The organism is Streptomyces sp. NPDC028305, assembly GCF_055569495.1.
This window is the reverse complement of record NZ_JBVHTN010000007.1, coordinates 215,433-239,368: the sequence shown is the minus strand read 5'-3', so window position 1 is coordinate 239,368 and position 23,936 is coordinate 215,433. Positions and strand designations below refer to the sequence as shown.

Annotated in this window: 15 protein-coding genes; 10 read left to right on the top strand and 5 right to left on the bottom strand. The window is 74.5% G+C overall.

Annotated elements, in window-relative coordinates; genetic code table 11:
• The first annotated feature begins 6 nt into the window (after positions 1–6).
• A complete protein-coding gene (locus ACZ4WQ_RS30820; RefSeq protein ID WP_311725360.1) occupies positions 7–654 on the top strand; it encodes a TetR/AcrR family transcriptional regulator in 648 nt (215 codons plus the stop codon).
• Positions 655–806: 152 nt separating this feature from the next.
• Positions 807–1,736 (top strand): siderophore-interacting protein, encoded by a 930-nt coding sequence (locus ACZ4WQ_RS30815; RefSeq protein ID WP_398373280.1) that lies wholly within the window; start codon positions 807–809, stop codon positions 1,734–1,736.
• Between the two features lie 22 nt (positions 1,737–1,758).
• Here ACZ4WQ_RS30815 and ACZ4WQ_RS30810 read toward each other — a convergent pair whose 3' ends face one another.
• The gene (locus ACZ4WQ_RS30810) at positions 1,759–5,607 is read right to left on the bottom strand and encodes an AfsR/SARP family transcriptional regulator (RefSeq protein ID WP_398373278.1); all 3,849 of its coding nucleotides are present in this window, start codon (positions 5,605–5,607) and stop codon (positions 1,759–1,761) included.
• Positions 5,608–5,692: 85 nt separating this feature from the next.
• Between ACZ4WQ_RS30810 and ACZ4WQ_RS30805 the strand changes: the two genes are divergently transcribed.
• The 3 genes from ACZ4WQ_RS30805 to ACZ4WQ_RS30795 all read left to right on the top strand — a co-directional run bounded on the left by ACZ4WQ_RS30805 (position 5,693) and on the right by ACZ4WQ_RS30795 (position 8,925).
• Positions 5,693–6,346 (top strand): LysE family translocator, encoded by a 654-nt coding sequence (locus ACZ4WQ_RS30805; RefSeq protein ID WP_398373276.1) that lies wholly within the window; start codon positions 5,693–5,695, stop codon positions 6,344–6,346.
• A 201-nt stretch (positions 6,347–6,547) separates the two neighbouring features.
• The gene (locus tag ACZ4WQ_RS30800) at positions 6,548–7,447 is read left to right on the top strand and encodes an MBL fold metallo-hydrolase (protein ID WP_398373274.1); all 900 of its coding nucleotides are present in this window, start codon (positions 6,548–6,550) and stop codon (positions 7,445–7,447) included.
• 71 nt (positions 7,448–7,518) lie between these two features.
• Positions 7,519–8,925 carry an FAD-binding oxidoreductase gene (locus ACZ4WQ_RS30795; RefSeq protein ID WP_385336689.1) on the top strand — a complete coding sequence of 469 codons (1,407 nt, stop codon included), beginning with the start codon at positions 7,519–7,521 and terminating at the stop codon, positions 8,923–8,925.
• Here ACZ4WQ_RS30795 and ACZ4WQ_RS30790 read toward each other — a convergent pair.
• A complete protein-coding gene (locus ACZ4WQ_RS30790) occupies positions 8,922–13,370 on the bottom strand; it encodes an HAD-IC family P-type ATPase (protein ID WP_398373272.1) in 4,449 nt (1,482 codons plus the stop codon). The two genes, ACZ4WQ_RS30795 and ACZ4WQ_RS30790, sit on opposite strands and share 4 nt — an antisense overlap.
• Before the next feature lie 109 nt (positions 13,371–13,479).
• Between ACZ4WQ_RS30790 and ACZ4WQ_RS30785 the strand changes: the two genes are divergently transcribed.
• Together ACZ4WQ_RS30785 and ACZ4WQ_RS30780 are read left to right on the top strand one after the other, a co-directional pair.
• Positions 13,480–13,953 (top strand): hypothetical protein, encoded by a 474-nt coding sequence (locus ACZ4WQ_RS30785; protein ID WP_361188158.1) that lies wholly within the window; start codon positions 13,480–13,482, stop codon positions 13,951–13,953.
• A gap of 178 nt (positions 13,954–14,131) precedes the next feature.
• Complete coding sequence (locus ACZ4WQ_RS30780) at positions 14,132–17,044, top strand: SpoIIE family protein phosphatase (RefSeq protein WP_468022594.1); 2,913 nt, start codon at positions 14,132–14,134, stop codon at positions 17,042–17,044.
• Positions 17,045–17,070: 26 nt separating this feature from the next.
• Here ACZ4WQ_RS30780 and paaK read toward each other — a convergent pair whose 3' ends face one another.
• The gene (paaK, locus tag ACZ4WQ_RS30775) at positions 17,071–18,408 is read right to left on the bottom strand and encodes a phenylacetate--CoA ligase PaaK (RefSeq protein WP_385336677.1); all 1,338 of its coding nucleotides are present in this window, start codon (positions 18,406–18,408) and stop codon (positions 17,071–17,073) included.
• 223 nt (positions 18,409–18,631) lie between these two features.
• The gene (locus ACZ4WQ_RS30770) at positions 18,632–19,198 is read right to left on the bottom strand and encodes a hypothetical protein (RefSeq protein ID WP_468022593.1); all 567 of its coding nucleotides are present in this window, start codon (positions 19,196–19,198) and stop codon (positions 18,632–18,634) included.
• Between the two features lie 231 nt (positions 19,199–19,429).
• Here ACZ4WQ_RS30770 and ACZ4WQ_RS30765 point away from each other — a divergent pair, with 231 nt between their 5' ends.
• The 3 genes from ACZ4WQ_RS30765 to ACZ4WQ_RS30755 are packed head-to-tail and all read left to right on the top strand — an operon-like array spanning position 19,430 to position 22,635.
• On the top strand, positions 19,430–20,080 hold the full coding sequence (locus tag ACZ4WQ_RS30765) for a DUF4142 domain-containing protein (protein ID WP_311725349.1): 651 nt from the start codon (positions 19,430–19,432) through the stop codon (positions 20,078–20,080).
• A 9-nt stretch (positions 20,081–20,089) separates the two neighbouring features.
• Positions 20,090–21,622, top strand: coding sequence for a DUF1996 domain-containing protein (locus ACZ4WQ_RS30760; RefSeq protein ID WP_468022592.1), 1,533 nt, complete (start codon positions 20,090–20,092; stop codon positions 21,620–21,622).
• Positions 21,622–22,635 (top strand): RNA polymerase sigma factor, encoded by a 1,014-nt coding sequence (locus tag ACZ4WQ_RS30755; protein ID WP_468022591.1) that lies wholly within the window; start codon positions 21,622–21,624, stop codon positions 22,633–22,635. The genes ACZ4WQ_RS30760 and ACZ4WQ_RS30755 overlap by 1 nt, the downstream gene beginning before the upstream one ends.
• 104 nt (positions 22,636–22,739) lie before the next feature.
• On the opposite strand, the gene ACZ4WQ_RS30750 is transcribed toward ACZ4WQ_RS30755, so the two are convergent.
• Positions 22,740–23,777: a PucR family transcriptional regulator gene (locus ACZ4WQ_RS30750; RefSeq protein WP_394816893.1), complete on the bottom strand. Its 1,038-nt coding sequence runs from the start codon at positions 23,775–23,777 to the stop codon at positions 22,740–22,742.
• Positions 23,778–23,936 lie beyond the last annotated feature (159 nt).

Here is a 23,936-nt window from a genome sequence, read left to right as displayed (position 1 = left end):
AGCCGGATGGCACACAGCGGGGGCAGGGAACGCGGCGCCTACCACCACGGCGACCTCGCCGCCGCGCTGGTCAGGGCGACACTCGACATAGTCGACGAGGTGGGGGTGCGCGGCTTCTCCGTCGCTGAGGCCGCGCGCCGCACCCGGGTGAGCCCCGGGGCGCCGTACCGCCACTTCGCCGACCGCGACACGCTGTTGGCGGCCGCCGCCCTGGAGGTCTCGCGCAGGCTGCGGACGATCCATCTCCAGGGCATGGCCACGGCCACCTCGCCCCAGGAGCGCCTCGCCATGGTCGCGGGCAGCTATGTGCGCGCGGCGGCCGTCCACCGGGGCGCGTTCGACCTGCTCTTCGCCCCCGGCCTGCGCGTCCACCACCTGGAGCTGCGCGACAGCACCAGGGAGTTCATCGACCTGCTGCTGCCGAGCGCGTTCGACGTGGTGCCGCCGGACCGGGCGGCGAAGGCCGCCGTCGAGCTGCTCGAAGCGCTCTCCGCGCTGGCGCGCGGCTATGTCGCCCTCCTGCTCGACGGAGTATTCGGCGAACCCGATGCGGTGGCGGCGGAGGTCGCCGCCCGCGCCACGCGGGCGGCCCGCGCCATGGTGGACGGATACGGCCTCCCGGACGCGGGGGCTCAGGCGCCCGGCGGATCTTGACGGATACCCCTGGGGCGGGCCGTGTGGTGGTCGGCGGGCTGTAGGCGAGCTGTCGACCGGCTGTAGGGGGCGGCTGGGAGCGTCGTGGACACAGGCGGACACGCCCGGATGTCGTGGCCGCCGTTCACACCCCACTGCCTTCAGGAGGTTCGGTGCAGCAGTCGTTGCCGGTCCGGTTCATCCAGGTCACCGAGGTGCGGCGGATCACCCCGCGCATGGTGCGCGTGACCTTCGGCGGGGACGCCCTCGCCGACTTCGTCTGCGACGCGCCCGACCAGCAGGTCAAGTTGTACTTCCCCAGGCCGGGCCAGTCGGAGCCCCGCCTTCCGGAGCCCGGCCCGGACGGCGACGTGATGCGGTGGTACGAGGCGTACCAGGCGATCCCCGAGGACGAGCGGCCGTGGATGCGGAGCTACACCATCCGGGCGCATCACGCGCACAGCCGGACGCTCGACATCGACTTCGTGCTGCACGGAGCCGGGGACGGGCACGGCGACGGGGGCGGGCATGGCGTCGGGGGCGGGCACAGCGGCGTGGGCCCTGCGACCAGCTGGGCGCTGACGGCCGGGCCCGGCGACACGCTCGGCATGTTCGGCCCGTCGGCGGCCTTCGCCCGCCCCGTGCCGCTCGGCGAGGCCGACTGGACGCTGCTGGCCGGGGACGAGTCCGCGCTGCCCGCGATCGGCACGCTGATCGAGGCGCTGCCCGAGGGCGCCCGCGCGGTGGCGTACATCGAGGTCGCCGACGCGGCCGAGGAGCAGCGCTTCACGACCGCCGGCGAGGTGGAGGTGCACTGGCTGCACCGGAACGGGCGCCCCACCGGGGGCGGTGGGTCGCTGCTCGACGCGGTGCGTTCGGCCGCCTTCCCGCCCGGCTCGGTGTTCGCGTGGCTGGCCGGTGAGGCGGGGGCGGTACGGAGCCTGCGCCGTCATCTGGTGGGCGAGCGCGGCATCGACCGGCGGTCGATCGACTTCACCGGCTACTGGCGGCTGAAGCTCACCCAGGACGACGCCCCGACCGAGGAGGACCTGGCCGAGGCGCGGGAGCGGGTGGCGGACGCGCAGGCCGAGCAGAACGGCTGAGCCGGGCCCGCCCGGCCCGGCGTCACACGAGGGCGGCGGCGTCCCGCACCGCGAGGCCGCCGCCCTCGGCGTAGGCGCGCTCGTACGCCCGCGCGTCCAGCACCCGGCGCAGCTCCGCCTCGGCCCGCTGCCGCACCTCGGCGGCGGCCGAGAGCGTACGGAAGCAGAAGCCCTCCATCACGGGCCCGTGGTCGTAGGCGCCGAGCAGCCGCGCCCCGTCCTCCGCCGCGCCCAGGTGCGCCTTGGCCCAGGCGGCGCTGATGAACTGCTCGGCGACCAGATGCGGGGCGACCAGATACGCCAGGGGCTCCAGCGAGCTCACGGCCCGCCTCAGCCGGCTCCGGGCGCGCTCGTACGCGCCGTCCACGCAGTCCAGCCAGCCGTGCAGGCCCGCCACCATGCCGGTGAGAATCGCGGGGGTGGTGGCCGGAAACGCCTGCTCCAGCAGTTCCAGCTGGTCGCGGGCGGCGCCGGTGCGGCCGGTGCGGCCGAGGTGCTGGACCAGCATCAGCCGCGCCGTGTCCAGGGTCTCCCCGGCATACCGGCCCGACTCCACCACCGCTTGGCGCAGCAGCCGTTCGGCCTCGGCCCGCTCCTCCTCGTCCCGGGCGGTCTCCAGCCGTACGGACGCCAGCCTGGCCTCGAGCGCCGGGACCTGGGGCTGCGCGCCGCCCCGCGCGGAGACCTCGATGGCGCGGGCGAAGTCGGCGGCGGCCTCCTCGTACCGGCCCCGCCACTCGTACGCCTCGCCGCGCGCGGACAGCGACTCCGCGATCCCCCAGGGATCACCGGCCCGTTCGAACTGCCGCAGCGACTGGTCGGCGTCGTCCACCGACCGCTCGGTCCCGCCGGGGCGGCCGTACCGCGTCCTGGCGCGCATCAGCAGGGCGAAGCCGAGCTCCCAGGGGTGCCCCAGCTCCCGGCAACCCCGCACCATGTCGTCCAGCGTCTCGCCGAGGCTCGCGGCCCGGCCGGTGAGCAGCTTGGCGGAGAACCACACGAAGCCCGGCTGGCGGAAGGTCTGCGGCAGGCCCGGCCGGTACGCGTCGACGATCCCGCGCAGATACTCCTGGCCGCCCTCCCGGTCGGCGGAGGCGCCACCGCTCTCTCCGCTGCTCGCGAAGATCAGCAGCCGCACCCCGCGCCGGGCCTCCCACAGCTGCTCCTCGGACCAGGGCGGCGGCCGGTCGGTGCAGGGCTCGGCCAGCGGCACGGCGGGCCGCACGGGCGGGAGGAAGGGGTCGGGGCCGAGCGCGGCGACGGCGGGCGCCCAGGAGCGTACGTCGCCCAGGTGGTTGCGCTGCTGCCAGAACCAGCTCATGGACAGCGCCAGGCACAGCCCCTCCTGCTCCTCCCGCAGCGCCACGGCCCGGCGCAGCGCGGCCCGAAGGTTGTCGTGCTCCGCCTCGAACCGCCCCAGCCACCGGGCCTGTTCCGGGCCGCGCAGCAGCGGGTCGCCGATGCGGACCAGTTCGCGGAAGACGGTCAGATGCCGCCGCTCGACGGCCTCCCGCTCCCCGGCCTCGGCCAGCCGCCGCGCGGCGTACTCGGCGACGGTCTCCAGCAGCCGGTAGCGCATCCCGCCCGGCCCCTCGGGGACGGCGAGCACGAGCGACTTGTCGACGAGGGAGCTCAGGATGTTCAGGGTGTCCAGGGTGTCCAGGGTGTCCAGGGTGTCCTTCGGGGCGGGGTCGGCCCAGTCGCCCGGGGCGTCCCCGGCGCAGACCGCCTCGGCCTCCTCCAGCGCACAGCCGCCCGAGAAGACGGCCAGCCGCCGCAGCACGGTCCGCTCGTCCTCGTCCAGCAGGTCCCAGGACCAGTCCACCACCGCCCGCAGCGTCCGCTGCCGGGGCAGCGCGGTCCGGTGGCCGCCGGTCAGCAGCCGGAAGCGGCTGTCCAGCCGGTCGGCGATCTGGCGCGGGGTCAGCGCCCGCAGCCGGGCCGCGGCCAGCTCGATGGCCAGCGGGAGGCCGTCGAGCCGACGGCAGATCTCCACACAGGCGGGCCGGTCGTCGGCCACGCCGAACCCGGGGCGCACGGCGGCGCCGCGCTCCGCGAGCAGCCGCAGCGCCCACTCGCCCGGCAGCGGCTCGACGGGCCGCGCCCACTCGCCCGGCACGCCCAGCGGCTCCCGGCTGGTGGCCAGCACGGTCACGCCCGGGCAGCCGGTGAGCAGCGACCGGGCCAACTCGGCGGCGGCGCCGATCACATGCTCGCAGTTGTCCAGGACGAGCAGCATCCGACGCCGACCGCAGTGCTCCACCAGTTCGGCAAGCGGCCCCGGCGCGGCGCCCTCGGCCGCCCGCAGCTCCTGGGCGCCGGGCCCCCGCAGCGCCGTGTCGCGCGCCCCGACGGCGGTCAGGACCGCCTCCGGCACGGTCTCCCCGTCCCGTACGGGCGCCAGCTCGGCCAGCCACACCCCGTCGGGCCAGGCCCCGGCCGCCGCCTCGGCGGCCTCCAGGGCCAGCCGGGTCTTCCCGACGCCGCCGGTGCCCATCAGGGTGACCAGGCGCCGGGTGCGCAACTCGCTTGCCAGCTCACCCAGTTCTGCCTCGCGCCCCACGAAGGTGGTGAGCCGGGGCCGCAGATTTCCCGGCCCGCGTTGCCCGCCATCCGCGGCGGGCCCAGCACGCTGGTCGTCCTGCCATGTGCTGTCGGACCCACCGCGCTCCCCGGCACCGCCATCGGCATGCCACGCCATATCGCCTTCGGCGTGCCACGGCTCGCCGCCCGCGCCGCGCCGCTGCGCGCCGCCGCCCCCGCCGAACTCCCGCCCACCGCACGCGCCATCCCGCTCCAGGCCACCCTGCCGGGCGCCCTGTCCCAAAGCGCCCCGCGCGCTGTCACGGCGCCCGCCGCGCTGCCCGCCGTATCCCTGTCCCTGTCCGCCGCGCCCGCTCTGCTCAGGTCGTGGCCAACCGTCGTGCTCCCCGAGCCGTTTCGGGCCGTCCTGCCCGGCGCCCCCCTGCGCACCGTTCCCGGGATGCCGCCCCACACCTCCCGGCCCGCCGCTCCCCCCGCGCCGACCCGAGCCGTCCCGCGCGTCCTGTCGCCACGCACCGCCCCACCCGCCGGACCGTGCCGGGCCCTCCGCGGCGAGCGGGGCCGCGTCCTCGGCGAGCAGTTCGGCGTGCAGGGCGCGCAGCTCGCCGCCCGGATCCGCGCCGAGGCGATCGGCGAGGCGGAGCCGGACCTCCTCGTACGCCTGCAAGGCCTCGGCACGCCGGCCGGCGGCCCGCAGGGCACGTATCCACAGGGCCTGAAGCGGCTCGTCCAGCGGCTCCTGGCCCGCCAGCGCCGCCAGTTCGGCCAGGGCGCCCTCCGCGCCGCCCAGTGCCACCTCCGCCGCCAGGCGGTCACGGCGGGCCTGGGCGTGGCGCCGTTCGGCCCGTATGGCCACGGGTCCGCCGCGTGACGCGGAAGACACGCCTCCGCCCGCGCCCGGGAGGTCCGCGAGCAGCGGCCCGCGCCACAGCTCCAGCGCCTCGTCGAGCAGTGCGGCGGCCAGGCGCGCATCACCCGCGCCGAACGCGGCGGAGCCCTCCGCCGCCAGCCGCTCGAAGCGGAACAGGTCGATATCGTCCTTGTCCGCCACCAGGCGGTAGCCGCCGGGCACCGAGGCCACCGCCTCCTTGCCCAGCGCCCGCCGCAGCCGTCCCACCAGTGCCTGCACCGCTGCCACTTCGTCGGCGGGCGGCGCCTCGTCCTCGCCCCACAGCTCGGCGGCCAGCTGCGCCGTGGACGCCGGCCGGCCGCCGCCCAGGGCCAGCGCGCCCAGCAGCGCCCGCAGCCGGGCGCCGCCGAGCGGCACCTCGGTGCCGTCCGGACGGAGGGCCTGGGTGGCGCCGAGGACGCGGTAGCGGTATTTCACCCGCCCATTGTCACCAACCGACCCGCACCGTCCCGCATCGCGAAATCATTTTCGTCCGGCTCGCGGCCGTGGTGATACTCCGGCCATGGACCTCTCCCTGATCGCCGCCTTCGTGGCGGCCGCGTTCCTGCTCAGCGTCGCCCCAGGCCCGGACATGCTCTTCATCGTGGCCAACGCCACGTCCGGAGGCCGCCGCGCCGGGGTGGTGGCCGCCCTCGGCATGTCGACCGGTCTGGCCGTGCACACGCTCGCCGCGGCGCTCGGCCTGAGCGCGCTGTTCCGGGCCGCCCCTGAGGCGCTGGAGGTGGTGCGGCTGGCGGGCGCGGTGTTTCTGATCTACCTCGCCGTCACCTCCTGGCGGGCAGGTCGCCGTACGCCGGGCGGGGAGCAGGACACTGCCGACGCCACCGCCACCGCGCCCCGGCGGCCGCTGCGCAAGCTCTACCTGATGGCGACGCTGACCAATGTGGCCAATCCCAAGGTCATCCTCTTCTACCTGGCGTTTCTGCCGCAGTTCCTCACCGTGGGCGATGCGGCGTGGCCGGTGTGGCTACAGCTGCTGACCCTGGGCGGGCTGTTCATCATGATCGGGCTGCCGGTGGACGCCACGGTCGGGCTGGCCGCCGGGAGCCTGGCCGACAAGCTCCTCAGCCGGCCCTCGTTCCGCCGCCGGCTGGAGCGGGCGTCGGCCGTGGTCTTCGGCGGTCTCGCCGTCCGTCTGGCGCTCGACAGCCGCTGAGCGGCGAAGCAGGCGACAAGGGAGCGACAAAAGGCGGCGAAATATAGCCGATCTCCTGCCCGTGCCGTGGCTGCTCAGAGTCCCCTCCCCGGAAAACAACAAGGTCCGGCCCCTCTTCCGGTTTTCGTCCGAACCGGGATATCCATGAAGTGAGCGGCCGGACACCGGCCGTGATCGGCGACGTCGGGAGGACCTTCGACCATGAGCGACACAGCGCGGCCGGACGGCGGACAGAACGGCTGGTACGTGGACGACCGCTGCACGAACTGCGATGTGGCCCGGCAGCTCGCCCCCGGGCTGATCGGCGAGGCTGCCGACGGCCGCTCGCGGGTGCTGCGCCAGCCGCGCGACGAGGCCGAGAACAGGCTGCTGCACACCGCCGCGTACGCCTGCCACGTCCGGTCGATCCGCCCGCCGTCCCGGCGGCTCGACCCGGAGCTCGACCCGTTTCCGATGGCCCTGGACGACTCCGTGTACCTGTGCGGACACAACTCCACGCAGACCGCCGCGGCCAATTCCTATCTACTGCGCCGCCCGTCGGGAAACGTCATGGTGGACACGCCGCGCTGGAGCGAGGCGCTGGCGGAGCGGTACGCGGCGCTCGGCCCGGTGACCGAGGTACTGCTCACCCACCGCGACCACGCCGCGCACGGCCGCCGCTGGGCCGACCGCCTCGGCGCCCGGCTGTGGATCCACGAGGGCGACCTCGCCGCCGCCCCGGACGCCGACCGGGTGCTGCGCGGCACCGAGCCGGTCGAGGTCGCCGACGGCCTGGTCGCCCATCCGCTGCCCGGGCACACCGAGGGCAGCGTGCTCTACCTCGCGGACGACCGGTACTGCTTCAGCGGCGACAGCCTGTACTGGTCGCGCACCACGGAGGACATCGAGGTCGTGGAGAGCGTGACCTGGTACTCGATCGAGGAGCTCGCCGCGTCCCTGGCCCGCTCGGCGCCGCACCTGCGCTTCGAGTGGCTGCTGCCCGGCCACGGGGACCGCAGGCGGCTGCCCGCCGACGAAATGACCCGCCGCCTGGCGGGGCTGACGGACCGTGTGCGGGCGCTGCGGCCCCAGCCGATCGACTTCTCCGCCGTCCGCTGGTGACCCGATAGGCTGGAACACAGCATTCCGGCGCTCACGCCACTGCCTCTCCCCCCGCTCCCCAGGAGGGCGGTATGAGCAGATACCCGCAGGTCCGGGGCCGGGCTCGAGCCATCGAGGGGGCGGTCGTCCGGCGGGGCGACCCCGGCTACGAGAAGCTCCGCGCGAGCATGGTGTGGAACGAGCTGACACCGTCCCGGTCCCCGGACGTCATCGTGGTCGCCGCCTCCGAGCGGGACGTTCCCGAAGCGGTGCTGCTGGCCCGCGCGAGCGGCATGCGGATCGCCGTACGGGCGGGCGGGCACAGCTGGTGCGGCTCGTCGCTGCGCGAGGGCGGAATGCTCATCGACCTCTCCGGGCTGCGCCGGTACGTGATCGACCCGGCGGCCCGGACGGCCCATGTGCAGCCGGGGGTCACGGGCGGGGAACTCGCCGCCCGGCTGGCCCGCTACGGCCTCGCGTACGCCACGGGGCACTGCGAGTCGGTGGCGATGGGCGGCTATCTCCTCAGCGGCGGCCTCGGCTGGAACTCCGGAGCCTGGGGCCCGGCCTGCGCGGGCGTCCGGCGCGTCGAGGCCGTCACCGCGGACGGCGAGGTGGTCGGGTGCGACGCCGGGGAGAACGCGGATCTGTTCTGGGCGGCGCGGGGCGCGGGGCCCGGCTTCTTCGCCGTCGTCACCGGCTTCGACCTCGCCCTGCACCCGCTGCCCGGGGCCGTCGCGACGACTTCCTACGCCTTCCCCCTCGCCGACACCGAGGAGGTGGCGGGGCACATCTCCGGGGTTTCGGAGGAGCTCCCGGCCGAGGTGGAGCTGACGATCCAGCTCGCCACGGCCGACCCGGCCGTCTGCCCCGCAGCCCCCAGACCCCCGGTGATCACCGTGTCCGCCGTGGCGTTCGCGGACTCGTGGGAGGAGGCCGTCCGCCTCACCGAGCCCCTGCGGAGCTGCCCCGTCGTGGCACGGGCGCTGTTTCGCCGCGAGAGCGAGCCGGCCTCCTTCGCCACGCTGTCCGGCGGCGCCTCGTCGGCCTGGCCCGCCAAGCACCGCTTCGCGGCGGACACCCTGTGGTCCGACGACGACCTGGGGGCACTGCTGGCCCCGCTCGCCGACGCCATCGCCGCCGCGCCTTCCGGCAAGTCGTCCGTCCTGGCGCCGTTCCGGCCCGCCTCCCGGGACGAGCGGCTGCTGGGCGACATGGCGTTCTCGGTCCTCGGCAGGTCGTACGTCGTGCCGTACGCGGTGTGGGACGACCCGGGCCGGGACGGGGCGAATGCGCGGTGGCTGCGGGAGGCGATGCGCCGGGTGGAGCCGCTGGGCGCCGGGCACTACATCGCCGAGGCCGACCTCACCGCCGCCCCCAACCGCGCCGAGCGGTCGTACACCCCGGCCGACTGGCGGCGGCTGCGGGAGGTACGGGCGCGGTACGACCCCGACGGCGCCTTCCACTCGTACCTGGGCCCGGGCCCAGCCCCGCTCTAGTCCGACAGCGTGCGCATCAGCGGGGTCAGCGCCGCGCCGACCAGGGTGGCCGTGGCGATCGAGCCGAGGGTGATGCCCCATGCCACGGGCCCCAGCGGGGTGGAGCCGAAGAACTGGCTGACGCCCGGCGTCTGGACGATGCCCGCGAGGACGGCGGCGGAGCCGAGCCCCGCGATCAGGACGTGCCGGTCCAGGCCGCCGGTGGCCAGGGTCTGGGCGAGCTGGGTGCCGACCAGGGCGACGAGCGCGACCGTGCTCGCGCGGCGTCCCCGGCCGGTGAGCCGCGCGCCGGTCCAGGCCATGCCCGCACCGAGGGCCGTGATGACGCCGCGCAGCAGCATCTCGTGGGTCAGGGCGGTGCCGAGGGAGCGGTGCGGCCCTTCGCGCAGCAGCCGCTCGCCGGTGTGGCCGGTCGGCTCGCGCACCGCGATGGCGAGCGCGGGCGCGAGGTCGGTGAGCAGGTTGACCAGCATGATCTGCCGGGCGCTCAGCGGTGTGCCGCCGGTGAGCGCGGCGGTGACCACGCTGAAGGTGACCTCCCCGAGGTTGCCGCCGATGAGGATGGCGAGCGCGGCCCGCACCGAGGCCCACATGGCCCGCCCCTCCATCAGCGCCGAGACGATGGTCTCCAGGCGGTCGTCGCCGACGACCAGGTCGGCCGCGGCGGTGGCGGCGGGCGTGCCGCGCCGGCCGAGGGCGATCCCGATGTCCGCGAGGCGGATGGCGGGCGCGTCGTTGGCCCCGTCGCCGGTCATCGCCACGACCCGCCCCAGGCGCTGGTAGGCCTGGACGATGCGGACCTTGTGGTGCGGGCTGCACCGGGCGATCACATCGACGGTGGGCAGCAGTTCGTCGAGGGCCGCGTCGTCGAGCTCGTCCAGCTCGGGCCCCGTGCACACCTTCGGCTCCGGGACGTCGCTGACGGTCGCCGCGATGGCGTCCGCGGTGGCCGGGTGGTCGCCGGTGAGCATCACCGTGTGCACGCCCGCCTCGTGGAGCCGCCTGGTGGCGGGGGCGGCGCTGGTGCGGACCGGGTCGGCCAGCGCGATGAACCCGAGGAACACCAGGTCCCGCACGGTCTCGTCGGTGAGCTCCTCGTCGTCCGCCATGGGGCGCTCGGCCACGGCCAGCACCCGGCGGCCGGCCCCGGCGAGCTCCTCGGCGCGGCCGGTGAGCTGCTCGACGGCGGCGGGGTCCAGCGGGGCCTCCGCGTCCCGGGTCCGCCGGCGGGCGCAGCGGCGCAGCACGTTCTCCGGTGCGCCCTTCACGCTCAGGACCAGGCCGTGCGAGTCGCGCCCGGCGGTGGCGTGATAGGCCCGGGACGGCTCGAAGGGCAGGGCGTCGGTGCGCCGCCAGCGGGGGGCGCCGTGTCGTACGGCGACGCGCGCGCGGCGGGCTCCGGCCATCACCGCGCGGTCGGTCTGGTGGGCCATGGGTTCCGCCTGCCGGGCGGGCGGGGTGGCGCGCAGCGCGGCGGCGAGCACCGCCTTGCGCGGGTTGTCCAGCCGGTCGGCGGGAAGTTCGACCTCCCCGTCGCCGACGGCCGCGAGTTGCAGATTGCCCTCCGTGAGGGTGCCGGTCTTGTCGAAGCACAGGACATCGGCGCGGCCGAGCGCCTCGATGGTGCGGGGGTTGCGCACCAGCGCGCCGAGGTCGGCCAGGCGGCGGGCGGCGGCGAGCTGGGCCACGTTGACCAGGAACGGCAGCCCTTCGGGTACGGAGGCGACGGCGAGGTTCACCGACTGGGCGAGCGTGTCGGTCAACTTGCGGCCGTGCAGCAGCCCGGCCACGGACACCGCGGACGCGGAGCCGAGGGCGATGGGCAGGCTGGCCCGGGTGAGCTTGGTCAGCCGGGCCTCCACGCCGGTGACGGGCGCGGCCTGACGCGCGGTGGCGAGGCTGCGGCCGACCTCGGTGGAGGTGCCGGTGGCCACCACGACGGCCACCGCCCGCCCGGCGGAGACGGTGGTGCCCTCATAGAGCATCGAGCGGCGCCCGGTGATGTGCGCGGCGGTCACCGGCGCCGGATCCTTGGGCACGGGAAGGGACTCGCCGGTCAGCGAGGACTCGTCGACCTCGACGCCCTCGGCCTCCAGCAGCCGGCAGTCGGCGGGCACCACGTCCTCGGGGCGCAGCGCGATGATGTCGCCGGGCACCAGGTCCCCGGCGGCGACCAGCCGCTCGGTGCCGCCGCGGTGTACCCGCGCGCCGATGGCCGAGCGGGAGAACAGCTCCGCCAGGGCACGCTCGGTCCTGACCCGCTGGACCCCGCCGACCAGCGCGGAGGTGCCGGTGATCGCGGCCACCAGCGCGGCGTCGGTGCGCGATCCCACGGCCGCGGCGAGCGCGGCCCCGGCGGCGAGCACCGGGGTGAGGGGGTTGGCCAGCTCCTCGATGAACGCCGAGGGCAGGCTGGTACCGGTCGGCTCACCGGCGCTCGGGGCGCCGCGGGCACGGGTGGCGGCCTCGGCGGTGGTGAGCCCCTCGGTCCGGGTGCCCAGGCGTTCCAGGACGCGCCGGACGGGCATCAGATGCCAGGGGACGGAGGTCACCGGCGGCGCCAGGGGGCGCGCTATCAGTTGCTGGGCGCGCCAGTTGCCCATGCAGAAGGCGATGGTCCCGGCGACGTTGCTGGCGCCAGTGGCGCGCGCGGCGGACTGCCGGCGGGGGGCCTTGAGGGCGGCGACGGCGCCGACGCCGCTGCCGCCCGCCGCGAGCATGGCGCTGTCCCGGTCGACCCGGGCAGCCACCCCGACCGCGTCCACGATCACCCCGGCCGACTCCAGGTCCGCGCCGACCAGCAGATGCGCTCCCCAGGCCGGGGGCTCGCCCTCGCGGTGGGTGCCGATGCCGCAGTCGGCGGCGCCCAGCGCCCGGCGGTTGCCGGACAGCAGCAGCACCACCGCACCGTCCGCCTGGAATGCGCGCACCGAGGCCACGAGGCGCCCTCCGGCGGGCACCACCGCGTCGGCGAAGGCGAACGCCGGGTGCGGCCGATCGGTGGCCAGGACGACGCGGGCGCCCGCCCGGCGGGCGGCGGCCGCCACGGCCTCGGCGCCCGGGGCGGTCTGCGCGGCCAGCCCCACCACGGCCCGCAGACGGCTCCCCTTGGCCAGGCCGAGGACGCGCTCGCTGCCCTTGCCGCGCAGCCTGGCGGCGGCCTGGCCGCCCGTACGGCCCGTCAGGTCGAGCCGGTCCGGCGGCCCCAGCGCCCAGCCCTGGCCGTTGCGGCGGACTTCGAGAGGGCCGTCGGAGTCGAAGAGTTCGAACAGCCGCTCGGCGACCTGCGGGGCCTCGGCCCCGCCGAGCACTTCCATGTCGATGGGCTCGTACCGGTCGCCGCGCAGCGCCTCCTCGTCCAGCACCACGGTGTCGACCTGGCCGAGCCGCCGCAGCGCGCCGCGGTCCATGGCCACCACGCCGCGCAGCGCGAGGAAGCGGCCGAGGTTGGTCGCGAAGCCCTCCCTGCCCGCCCCCGGCGCCTTGGGGATGGAGGCCAGCGCCACGGCCAGGCCGCGGCGGGGGCCGGCGAACGGCACGGCGAGGGCGCCGGCGACCGCCCCGGCCCGCAGGGACCGCTCCGCGTAACGCGTGGTCGCGTCCCTCGGGGGCGGTCCGGGGCGCTCGACGACGATCGGCTCGGCCACGACGTCCCGCGGCCCGTGCACCAGCCGCGGCTCCGCCGCCTCCCATGCCTCGCTCTCCGCGGCGGCCTCCCGCCACTGCGCCAGGCGCTCGATCACGTCCAGCGCGAGCCCTCCGCCGCGGGTGGCCACGCCCTGGGTCAGGGCGCTCATCGCGGTCAGAACCGAGTCGGCCCGTTCTGCGCCGCCGATCGCCGCGGCCAGCCGGCGGATCCGGGGGTGGTGCTGGAGCAGGGAGGCCAGCGCGCCCACCTCGTGGGGCAGTTTGAGCCAGGGGGCCAGGCGCAGCGCGGTGGCCAGCGTCAGACCCACGGCGTCCGCGGTCAGCGCGGACACGGACTCGGGCGTGTTGGGCCCCTCGGACGGGTGCTGCGGCTCCGGGAGCCACTCGTCGAACTCCCCCGCGACGGCGGCTGCCAGTTCCTCGGCCTGCTCGACCAGGGCGACCAGCTCGGACTCGCGCGGCGGCGGGGAGGAGACCGACACCACGACGCGTTCGGAGGGCGCGTTGACCCGCGCCCACCGGACGCGGGGGTGTGACTCGAGCGCTCTCTCCACGCGGTGGCCCACGCGCTCGCCCCCGATGCCGTGCACCCCCCGGACCTCGATATAGCAGCGCCCGGGGTGGGACCACACCCCGCGCCGCGGCAGCCTGGCCAGCCGCCCGACCAGCCCGGCCGCGCCGCGCACGCCGGCGGTCACGCCGCTGGTGAGCGGCGTCAGCAGCGGGGTGACCACCGGGATGCGCAACCCTGGCAGCCCCGGCAGTCCTGACAGCCCCGAACGTGATGACGCTGACATCGACGCGGCCTCCCTAGACGTCGCCCGGCAGCCGCCCCCATTCGGCGGAAGATGAATCCCGATTACCCTGAAAAGTGAGTAATTACCGAAACGTCAACCATGTGTGGACGTGAGATCTGTGAGTACTCCCACCATTTCCCGCAAGCGCGGGTCCTCGGACAAGACGAAGACAGCGCCCCGGCGGAAGGCGACAACAGAGCGGAAGGCGACGACCCAGCGGAAGACCGCACCGGCCGCGAAGACCACGGCCGCGGCGAAAGGCACCAAGGCCGTGGCGAAGGCCGGGAAGGTCACCAAGGCCGCGGCCGACGGTCAGCGGTCCATCACCATCACCGTCCCCTCGGCGGGGCGCGTGGCGGGCGGCCTGGCCGACGCGGCGCTGCTGCCGGTGGCGGTGGCCCGCCGGTGGCTGCCCGCCAAGGGCGGTCTGCCGCTGTATGTGGGCCTGGGGCTGCTGGGCGCCGCGGACGCGCTCGAATGGCCGGTGGCCGTGGGCATCGGCATCGGCTACGCGGTGCTGCGCCGCGGCGGCGCCATGGCACCCCCCTCCACCGCCCGCCGGACCGCCGCCCGGGCGGCCTGAGCCGCGAACCGGGGCTCCGCCCCAGCCCTCGGGGGCCCAGGGGCGAAGCCCCCGGGGGCGGTCCGTCGCATGGTTTTGCCGGGTCTTTGCCATATCGCCCGTCATGCTGGCATATAGCACGCTTTGGGGCGAAACTTGAACCTCGAAAGAGGGAGTTTTTCCTCGGGGAAGTGATGATGTGCCCGTCAGCTGGGACGACACCGCCGCCCTCACCGATGCCCATGACCGTTTTCTGGCGGGGAGGCTCGTCAGGCGCGCCGTGCGTCCGCCGATCCTCAGCTCCTGGGAGCGCTGCCGGTCGCTGGGCATCGCGGCCGACCACGTCGAGGTGCTGTACCACACGGAGCTGGACCTCGGCGGCAGCCTCGCCGATGCCGCCCGGCCGGTGCTGGACCGGCTCGAGACCCAGGTCTCGGGCATCCGGGTGAGCGCGGTCCTGTGCGACCAGGACGCCCGGGTACTGGAGCGCCGGGTCGGCGAGCACTCGCTCAACCGCTTTCTGGACTCCCTGAACCTCGCCCCCGGCTTCGCCTTCTCCGAGGAGCTCACCGGCACCAACGGCATGGGCACCGCGCTCGCGGCCCGGCAGCCCGCCTTCGTCTGCGGCCGGGAGCACTTCGCCGACATCATGCGGCAGTTCGCCTGCGCCGCCGCCCCCATCCGCGACCCCCTGAGCGGGCGGGTCCTCGGCGCGCTGGACCTGACCTGCAACCACCGCCATGCCGACGCGTCCATGCTGGGCCTGGTCCATCAGGCGGCGGTCGACGTGGAGCAGCGGCTGCTCGACCGGATCACCGCCCGCGAGCGGGCCCTGCTCGCCGCCTTCCCCCGGGGCCGCCCCCGGGAGGCCGCCGACGCCCTCGGCCGACGGGACCGGCTGGTCCTGGAGGAGCTGGCCATGCAGCTGATCGCCGCGGGCCACGCCGGGGTGGCGGAGGCGTGGCTCCCCGGGGGCCGGGGCGTCACCCTGTGGTGCCGCGAGGCGCGGAGCCGGTCGGGGGCGACGGGCTTCCTCGTGGAGGCCGTGCTTGCCGGCGTCGGCGGGCTGTACCGATGCGCCCCGCAGGACAGCCTGGGCTCCCCCGACGCCATGGGTCCGCCGGGCGGACCGGGCGCGGTCCCCCTCGCCCACGCACCGCTCGCCCCGGGAACACCCGCCCCCGACACCCCCGGCCCCGACACGCCCGTCCGCGAAATGCCCGGCCCGGAGATTCTGGTCCCGGAGACGCTCGTCCCCACCGCCCGCTCCGCCGACGCCCCCGCGCCGTTCGGCGAGCAGCCCCGGGGCGAGCCGCTGGCCGTCGGGGAGCCCGGTGTCAGCCGGCTGGCGCTGCTGGCCCGGGAGCGGCTGGGGCTGCTGTGCGAGGCGGGGGTCACGGTCGGCACCACCTTGGACGTCACCCGCACCGCCGAGGAGCTGACCGAGGTGGCCGTGCCGCGGTTCGCCGACTACGTCGTCGTGGATCTGCCGGACTGTGTGCTGCGCGGCGAGGAGCCGGTACGGACCGACGGCCCGCTGCGCCGGGTGGCGATGGCGGGGGCGGGCGTGGCGTCCCATCTGTATCCGGTGGGCGAGGCGGTCGGCTACGCCCCGTCGACGCCGCAGGCCCGCGCGCTCGCCACCGGCGACCCCGTGCTCGAGCCCTATCTGCACGAGGCCCACGGCTGGCTGGCCCACGACCCCAACCGCGGCGGGCGGGTGCTGCGGGCCGGGATCCACTCGCTGATCGCGGTGCCGATGCGGGCCCGGGGCGTCGTCCTGGGTGTGGCCGGGTTCTACCGCTCCGCGCTCAAGCAGCCCTTCGAGGAAGACGATCTGTCCTTGGCCGAGGACCTGGTCAGCCGCGCCGCCGTGTGCATCGACAACGCGAGGCGCTTCACCCGCGAGCACGCGACCGCCCTGGCGCTCCAGCGCAGCCTGCTCCCCCGCGGCCTGCCCGCGCAGCACGCGGTGGAGGCCGCCCACCGCTATCGGCCCGCGACGACAGGGGTCGGGGGCGACTGGTTCGATGTGATCCCGCTGTCCGGGGCCCGGGTGGCCCTGGCGGTCGGCGATGTGGTCGGGCACGGTCTGCACGCGACGGCGACCATGGGGCGGCTGCGTACCGCGGTCCACAACTTCTCGGCGCTGGATCTGGCCGTCGACGAGGTCCTCACCCAACTCGACGACCTGGTCTGCCGGTTGGACCCGGAGGCGATGGGCTGGGACGGCATGGGCGCGGAGGGGCCTGCCGCGGACGCACCGTCCACCGGAGGGACCGCATCCGCAGCAGGGCCGGATACAGCGGACTCGGGGCATGAGCCGGGCATCGTCGGCTCCGGGTGTCTGTACGCCGTCTACGACCCGGTGACCCGCCGCTGCACCGCCGCCCGGGCCGGACACCCGCCGCCCGCCCTCGTCCTGCCCGACGGCACCGTGGAGTTCCCCGACGTGCCCCCGGGGCCGCCGCTCGGCGTGGGCGGCCTGCCGTTCGAGACCGCCGACTTCGCGGTCCCCGAGGGCAGCCTGCTGGTGCTCTACACCGACGGCCTGCTCACCGGCGCCACCGGCCGTGACGCGGAGGTCGGCTTCGAGCGGCTGCGGACCGTCCTCGCCCGCGCGGGCCGTACGCCGGAACAGGCCTGCGACGCCCTGGAGTCCCTGCTGCCGGACCGTCCCGCGGATGATGTGGTGCTGCTCGTGGCCCGCACCCGGGCCCTGGCCGACGACCAGGTCGCCGTCTGGGACCTGCCCGCGGACCCGGCCGAGGTCTCCCGGGCGCGCCAGGAGGTCCTGGACCGGCTGACCGAGTGGGGACTGGAGGAGCCGGCGTTCACCACCGAGCTGATCGTCAGCGAGCTGGTCACCAACGCCATCCGGTACGGCCGCGAACCGCTACAGCTGCGGCTGCTGCGCGAGCGCGCGCTGATCTGCGAGATGGCCGACGGCAGCAGCACCTCCCCTCGGCTGCGCCGGGCCCGCACCACCGACGAGGGCGGCCGCGGGCTGTTCCTGGTCGCCCAGCTCGCCCAGCGCTGGGGCACCCGCTACACCGAGCACGGCAAGGTGATCTGGACCGAGCAGCCGCTGCCCCGCGGCGGGGCGCGCTGACCTGGGCGCGCCGACCTGGTGGGCCGTCAGCGCAGATCCTTGACCCGGCGGATCTTTCCGACGGAGCGCTCCAGCGACTCCGGCTCCACGACCTCCGCCTCGACGGTCAGCCCCACCCCGTCCTTGACCGCCTGGGCGATGGCCCGCTCGGCCGCCGCGCGCGCCTCGGGCGTGGCGCCGGGGCGCGCCTCGGCCCGCACCGTCAGGTGGTCCATCCGGCCGCGCCGGGTCAGCAGCAGCTGGAAGTGGGGGGCGACGCCGGGGGTGCGCAGCACGATCTCCTCGATCTGGCTGGGGAAGAGGTTCACCCCGCGCAGGATGATCATGTCGTCGCAGCGGCCGGTGATCTTCTGGATGCGGCGGAACGCGGGCCGGGCCGTGCCGGGCAGCAGCCGGGTCAGATCGCCGGTGCGGTAGCGGATGACGGGCAGGGCCTCCTTGGTCAGCGAGGTCAGGACCAGCTCGCCCTCCTCGCCTGCGGCCACCGGCTCGCCGGTGACCGGGTCCACGATCTCGGGGTAGAAGTGGTCCTCCCACACATGCAGCCCGTCCTTGGTCTCCACGCACTCCTGGGCCACCCCCGGGCCGATCACCTCGGACAGCCCGTATATGTCCACCGCGTGGAGGCCGGCGCGCTCCTCGATCTCCCGGCGCATCTCCTCCGTCCACGGCTCGGCGCCGAAGACGCCGACCTTGAGGGAGGTGGTGCGCGGGTCGATGCCCTGGCGCTCGAACTCGTCGAGGAGGGTGAGCATGTAGGAGGGGGTGACCATGATGACCTCGGGCCCGAAGTCCTCGATGATCCGCACCTGGCGGGCGGTCATCCCGCCGGAGGCGGGGACGACGGCGCAGCCGAGGCGCTCGGCGCCGTAGTGGGCACCGAGGCCGCCGGTGAACAGGCCGTAGCCGTAGGAGATGTGCACCATCTGGCCGGGGCGTCCGCCGGCCGCGCGCAGCGAGCGGGCGACCACCTCGGCCCACATGGACAGGTCGTTCTCGGTGTAGCCGACGACGGTGGGGCGGCCGGTGGTGCCGCTGGAGGCATGGACGCGGCGCAGCCGGGAGCGGTCCACGGCGAGCATGCCGAAGGGGTAGGCGTCGCGCAGATCGGCCTTGGTGGTGAGGGGGAAGCGGGCCAGGTCCGCGAGCGTGCGGCAGTCCTCGGGTTCGACGCCGGCCGCGCGGAACTTCCTCCGGTACGGCTCGACATGGTCGTGGACCCGCCTGAGGGTGGCCCGCAGCCGGGCGAGCTGAGTCTCGCGCAGCTCTTCCGGCCCCATCCGTTCGGCGGCGTCGAGGAGCTCGGCCGGCGGCGGGGACCCCAGTCTGCGTCCGCCACCCGCGGCAGTCGTCGAATCCGTCATGCTGGCACCACCCCAAGGAGCCGACCGACCATTCGGTTTAGCGCGCGACGCGATCAAGTAATCCAGCAGCCGACCGGGCTGTCAAGGGTCGGCGCGGCCGCCCTCTTGTCCCCTATATATGGGGACGCTGCGGAGGGCCCCGCAGAAGGGCCCTATATAGGGGACAGACAGAGGGAACAAACGGGATGGATCGGCGCAAGATCCGGTCGACTCCTCAGCGCGGTCAGGGCGAGGGCGCCCCGGCCGTCGGGGACGCCCCGTACGCGGCGGACTCCTCGATGGTGCCGCCCAGCTTGCCCCGGGCCTCCTTCAGCGTGCGCATGGACTCCGCCGAGACCACCCAGCGGTTGCCGACCAGATACGTCCCGCCGTACATCTGGGCGTAGCCGAGCCAGTCGCGCTGCCCCTTGGTGGTCACAAAGCTGAGGAAGACATAGTTCTTCTTGCCCGCGTGGCAGACGCCCTGACGGTAGTCGTCGACATCCGTGGTGATCTCCGGCTTGCACCCCATGGTCCCGGCCAGCTTCTCCACGCTGGCCGGCCGGGCGGCCGGGGCGCTCGCGCTCGGCTTGGCCTTTCCGCCGCGGTCGATCGCCGCCTTGTCGGAGTCGGCGTCCGACCCGCACCCGGCGGCCAGCAGCGCCACCGCCACCACGGCCGGGGCCACGGCGGCGATCCGGCGGCGCGGCGGGGCCGGCGGCCGGGGGCGCGGGGCCACGGCGGCGGGGCCGAACGCCGAACGGGAGACGTCTTCCGGGAAGCACCTTCGCGGTGCGTGCTCGGGCTTCACACCCATCCCATACGTAGGCGGGGCGCGGGCCGTTCACCGGTTCCGGGAATTCCTTCGCGCGCCGCCGCGAGGACCGGAGGCAGCGGCCCGGGCGGGCGGAGGGCAAAAGTTTGGGAGGGTACCAGCAAGTAGAGATCGCTGTCAGGCTTTTATTCATTGGTGATGAGCTCTCCACTCCCGGGCCACACCAGGCACTAGCGTCCGGTGTCACTCCGAACCAAGGAGGGCGCTGTGCGATCAGCCATCATCAGCAGATCCATTGCTTCCAGCCGCACGATCGGGACCGGGCTCATCATTGGTGCGCTCGCGATGACGCTCGCGGCACTGCTCATCCCCGTGAGCCTGTTCGGCCAAAGCAGCGCCGCAGCGCTCCCGAGCGGGGTCATCGACGACGGTAAAGGAACCATCAGTACGCAATACGGACCGCTCACCGCGGTCGACAGGGACTTCGTCCGCAAGGTCAAGCTCGCCGGCCTGTGGGAGCTGCCCTCGGGGCGCATGGCGCAGGAGCGCGGTAACACCGACGCCGTGAAGACCGCGGGCGAACACCTCATCGAGGGCCACACCGAGCTGGACCGCCGATCCAACGAGGTGGGCCAGGCTCTCGGAATCCCCCTGCCCACCCAGCCCAATGAGCAGCAGCAGGGCTGGCTCAACCAGATGACCAGCGCCGCGTCACCGGCCGAGTTCCAGCAGCTGTTCGCCAACCTCCTGCGCGCCGCGCACGGAAAGGTCTTCGGCCTGGTCGCTCAGGTACGGGCGCAGAGCGAGAACTCCATGGTCAGGTCCCTCGCGACAAGGGCCAACGCAGTCGTTCTCGACCACATCACGGTCCTTGAGGACACCGGACTTGTCGACTTCGAGGCCCTCAACACAAAGTGAAGTGATCTCATGAGGCAACAGACCCATAAACGCGGGCGTTTCACGAACAAGACCGTGGCCATCGTGGCCGCGCTGGCGCTCGGCGGCGGCGGGGCGGCCATCATCGCGGCGAACGCGTCCGCGAGCGGCGACAAGAGCTCCGGCCAGGACCGGACGCTGTCGGCTACGGCGGGCACGATCAGCTGCCCCGACGTGGGCCAGAAGCTCAACACCGTGCCCCGTCAGGCCCGTGCCGAGGTCGACAGGAACCTGGCCGAGCTGGACACCCAGGTGGCCAACGCCTACCAGCGGATGGCCAAGAAGGAGGCGGGCACGGACTCCGTGCTCACCACGCTCCAGCAGCAGCGCACGGCCACCCTGGACCGCATCGGGACCGCCATCGGCCGCGGCTCCCAACGCCCGGCGGGCCTCGAGCAGATGAGCGCCTGCAAGATGCAGACCAACTTCGCCGGGAAGGGCCGTGGCAACGGCCAGGGCGGCAACCAGCAGGGCGGCGGCCAGCAGGGCAACCAGCAAGGCGGCAACCAGCAGGGCGGAAACAACCAGGGCGGGAACCAGCAGGGCGGCCAGCAGCAGGGCGGCAACCAGCAAGGTGGCGGCCAGCAGCAGGGCGGCCAGCAGGGTGGCAACAACCAGGGTGGCAACGGCGGACAGCAGGGCAACGGCCCCTCGCAGGACGACTTCGTCGACATCACGAAGGTGCAGCCCAACGTCAAGGAGCCGCAGAACCAGGGCGGCGCGTCGACCGGCAGCTTCGAGTCGAAGTGCGGTGTCAACGAGCAGGGCATCCGGAACACCGACAACGTGATCGTCGCGCCCGGCGTGGGCAACGGCGCCCACCACACCCACGACTACGTGGGCAACAAGACCACGAGCGCCAACTCCACCAACGACAGCCTGGCCGCGGGCGACACCACCTGCACCAACGGCGACCAGTCCACGTACTACTGGCCGGTGGTCCGGGTTCAGGACGGCACCCAGGAGAAGGACGCCAACCAGCTCGGCGGCGGCCTGGAGGGCAACGTCGGCCGGATCCTGACCGCCAAGAGCTCCACACTCGAGTTCAAGGGCAACCCGGTCGGCAAGGTCACGGCGATGCCCCGCTTCCTGCGGATCATCACCGGTGACGCCAAGGCGTTCACCAACGGCACGGCCAACGCCAACGCCCACTGGAGCTGCACCGGCTTCGAGGACCGCCAGCTGACCGACAAGTACCCGCTCTGCCCCGCGGGCAGCGATGTGGTGCGCAGCTTCGCCTTCCAGAGCTGCTGGGACGGCAAGAACGCCGACAGCGCGAACCACCGTGACCACGTGGCCTTCGCCCAGCAGGACGGCTCCTGCCCCAATGGCTTCCAGGCGATCCCCCAGCTGGTGAACAAGATCACCTATGAGGTCCCGGCGGGTCAGACCTACGCGGTCGACGGCTTCCCCGAGCAGTTGCACAAGCCGATCACCGACCACGACGACTTCATCAACGTGATGTCGGACAAGCTGATGAGCGAGGCGGTGGACTGCATCAACAGCGGCCGGAAGTGCGGCTGATGCCCCAACGCCAGGCGTGCGCCGACCGTTCCTCGGTCGGCGCACGCCGCGTTTCCGCGCAGCACGAGACCGCGGACGACGCGGCCGGCGGCGATCCGGCCGCCCAGCACCCGGACCACGCGGAGCGTTCGGGCCCCCCGGGCCACCCGGAACGGGCCGACCCCGAGGAGTTACCCCAGGGCACCCCCGGGCGGTTACCCGGGCGGACGGGGCCGGATCCCCGAGGCCGTGAGGCATCGCCCACGGACCAGGAACTCACCCAGCGGCTCAAGGACGGGTACCGAGGCCGGCTCGGCACCATGGACCCGACGCCCGGTGAGATCCTCTACCGCCGCCACCACGAGGCGGCGCTCGCCTACGCCCGCACCTGCTGCCGCACCCTCCACGACGCCGAGGACCTCGTGTCCGAGGCGTTCATTCGTACGTTGCAGGCCATCCGGTCGGGCGGGGGTCCACGTGGCCCCTGGCGCCCGTATCTGCTGACCGTCATCCGCCACACCGCGATCGAGTGGACCGCCGGCGAGCGCCAGGTGCTGCTCACGGCGGACTTCGAGTCGTGGCGGCAGGAGACCACCGAGACGGATCCCCAGCAGCGCCTGCTGGCCGACGAGGACCGCAGGCTGCTGGCCCGCGGTTTCCGCACGCTGCCCGCGCGGTGGCGGACCGTGCTGTGGCACACGCAGGTGGAGGACGCCTCCCCGCAGCGCGTGGCCGCGCTGATGGGGCTGTCGCCCAGCGGTCTCACGTCCCTGGCGTTCCGGGCCCGTGAGGGGCTGCGCGAGGCGTATCTGCGCGCCCATGTGCAGTCCGAGTCCGCGGACAACGACCGCTGCCGCCACTTCAGCGCCATGATCGGCGCGTCGGTCCGGCGTGGCGCGGTACGCGGCCGTGGCCTCGGGCGCCACCTGGCCGAGTGTTCCTTCTGCGCGCGGGCGTACACCGAGCTGCTCGGCCTCAACTCGGCGTTGCCTGGGGCCACTCGGGCCCCGGAGTCCACCGGCACCCGGCGCTGAACCACTCGCTCCTCCGGGCCGGGCCCGGACATGGCCCCGGACATGGCACTGCCGGCCGCGATTCGCGGCCGGCAGTCGGGTGTGCGGGGCCTACGGGCCCTCGCTCACAGTCCGTTGACGCGCGCCTCCCTCGCCATGCCGCCCACGGGCCGCAGCCCGGTCGGCGCGCCCCGGCCGCGGCGGGTGACCGCCCGGGAGTAGTGGCGCCGGATCCGGTCCATCTGCGCCATCAGCCGGCGGCCGCGCAGCGCCATCTCCAGCTCGAAGCGTATCCGCGGGTCCCGCAGACCGGGCCCGAAGAGCTTCTCGATCTGGCGCAGCCGGTAGCGCACGGTCTGCGGATGCACCTTGAGCGCCTTGGCCGCTTCGGGCGCGCCGCCGCCCTCGAGCCATGCGAGCAGGGTCATCTGTAGCCGCTCGCTCTGCCGGGGGGTCAGTCCGGCCAGCGGCTTGAGCCACCGGGACGCCAACGCCCGTACCAGGGACTCGTCCTGGAGCAGGAGCAGCGTCGAGAGGTGATCGTCCACGAAGAGTATCCGAGCCTCGGGGCCGCTGCGCGCGTGGGTCATGGTGAGCAGCCGTCGGGCCCACCGCACCGAGGAGGCCGTGTCGTTCAGCGGAACGACATGGCCGACGGCGGCGGTGCGGCCCCGCAGCGCGGTCTCCAGGGCGCCGCGCCCGGAGGCCGGCTCGGGGGCGGGCTCCCGGTCGGGGTCCGGCTCGGCGGTCGCCGCCGGCTCGGCCAGGGTGTCCGGGACGGTGTCCGCGACCGGGTCGGGGATCAGCAGGCACAGTTCGTCGCCGACGGCGCCGATGAGGGTGTCGCCGAACACCGCGGCCAACTGCGGCGCCTCGCCCGGGGTGGGCAGGACGATGGCCTGAACCGTCTCGGGCAGGGGCCAGCGGGCGGCCCGGGACAGCTCGGCCAGGGCCCGCTCGGACACGGGCACTTCGCCCACGAGGGCGTCGAAGAGGTCACGCCTGGCCCGCTCGGGCGGTACCTCGGTCAGGGACTTACGGCCCCGGGCTCCGTCGGCCACCGCTTGCTCGGTGGCCTCGTCGCCAGGGGACCGGTAGCCGAAAGCCGTCAGGAGGGCCTGTTCGACCGTCCATCGGACCTTGTCACGCTCAGTGTCCTCCAAGAGGTTGGCGAATCCCGGAATCCTGCGCCGAAGGGTCTCAACCACTTCTTCGGCCAGGGACGGGAGTTCATTGCGCAGGACGCGGGTCCGCTCGCCACGGGGGGGACGGGGGGACCAGATGCGGTTCGCGAGTTCGCCCATCATTACCTCGTTCTTGCC

Bases quoted from the DNA above. Each gene is read 5' to 3' on its own strand.
- ACZ4WQ_RS30820 (WP_311725360.1), top strand. From the start codon at position 7: ATGGCACACAGCGGGGGCAGGGAACGCGGCGCCTACCACCACGGCGAC.
- ACZ4WQ_RS30805 (WP_398373276.1), top strand. From the start codon at position 5,693: ATGGACCTCTCCCTGATCGCCGCCTTCGTGGCGGCCGCGTTCCTGCTC.
- ACZ4WQ_RS30800 (WP_398373274.1), top strand. From the start codon at position 6,548: ATGAGCGACACAGCGCGGCCGGACGGCGGACAGAACGGCTGGTACGTG.
- ACZ4WQ_RS30795 (WP_385336689.1), top strand. From the start codon at position 7,519: ATGAGCAGATACCCGCAGGTCCGGGGCCGGGCTCGAGCCATCGAGGGG.
- ACZ4WQ_RS30790 (WP_398373272.1), bottom strand. From the start codon at position 13,370: ATGTCAGCGTCATCACGTTCGGGGCTGTCAGGACTGCCGGGGCTGCCA.
- paaK (WP_385336677.1), bottom strand. From the start codon at position 18,408: ATGACGGATTCGACGACTGCCGCGGGTGGCGGACGCAGACTGGGGTCC.
- ACZ4WQ_RS30760 (WP_468022592.1), top strand. From the start codon at position 20,090: ATGAGGCAACAGACCCATAAACGCGGGCGTTTCACGAACAAGACCGTG.
- ACZ4WQ_RS30755 (WP_468022591.1), top strand. From the start codon at position 21,622: ATGCCCCAACGCCAGGCGTGCGCCGACCGTTCCTCGGTCGGCGCACGC.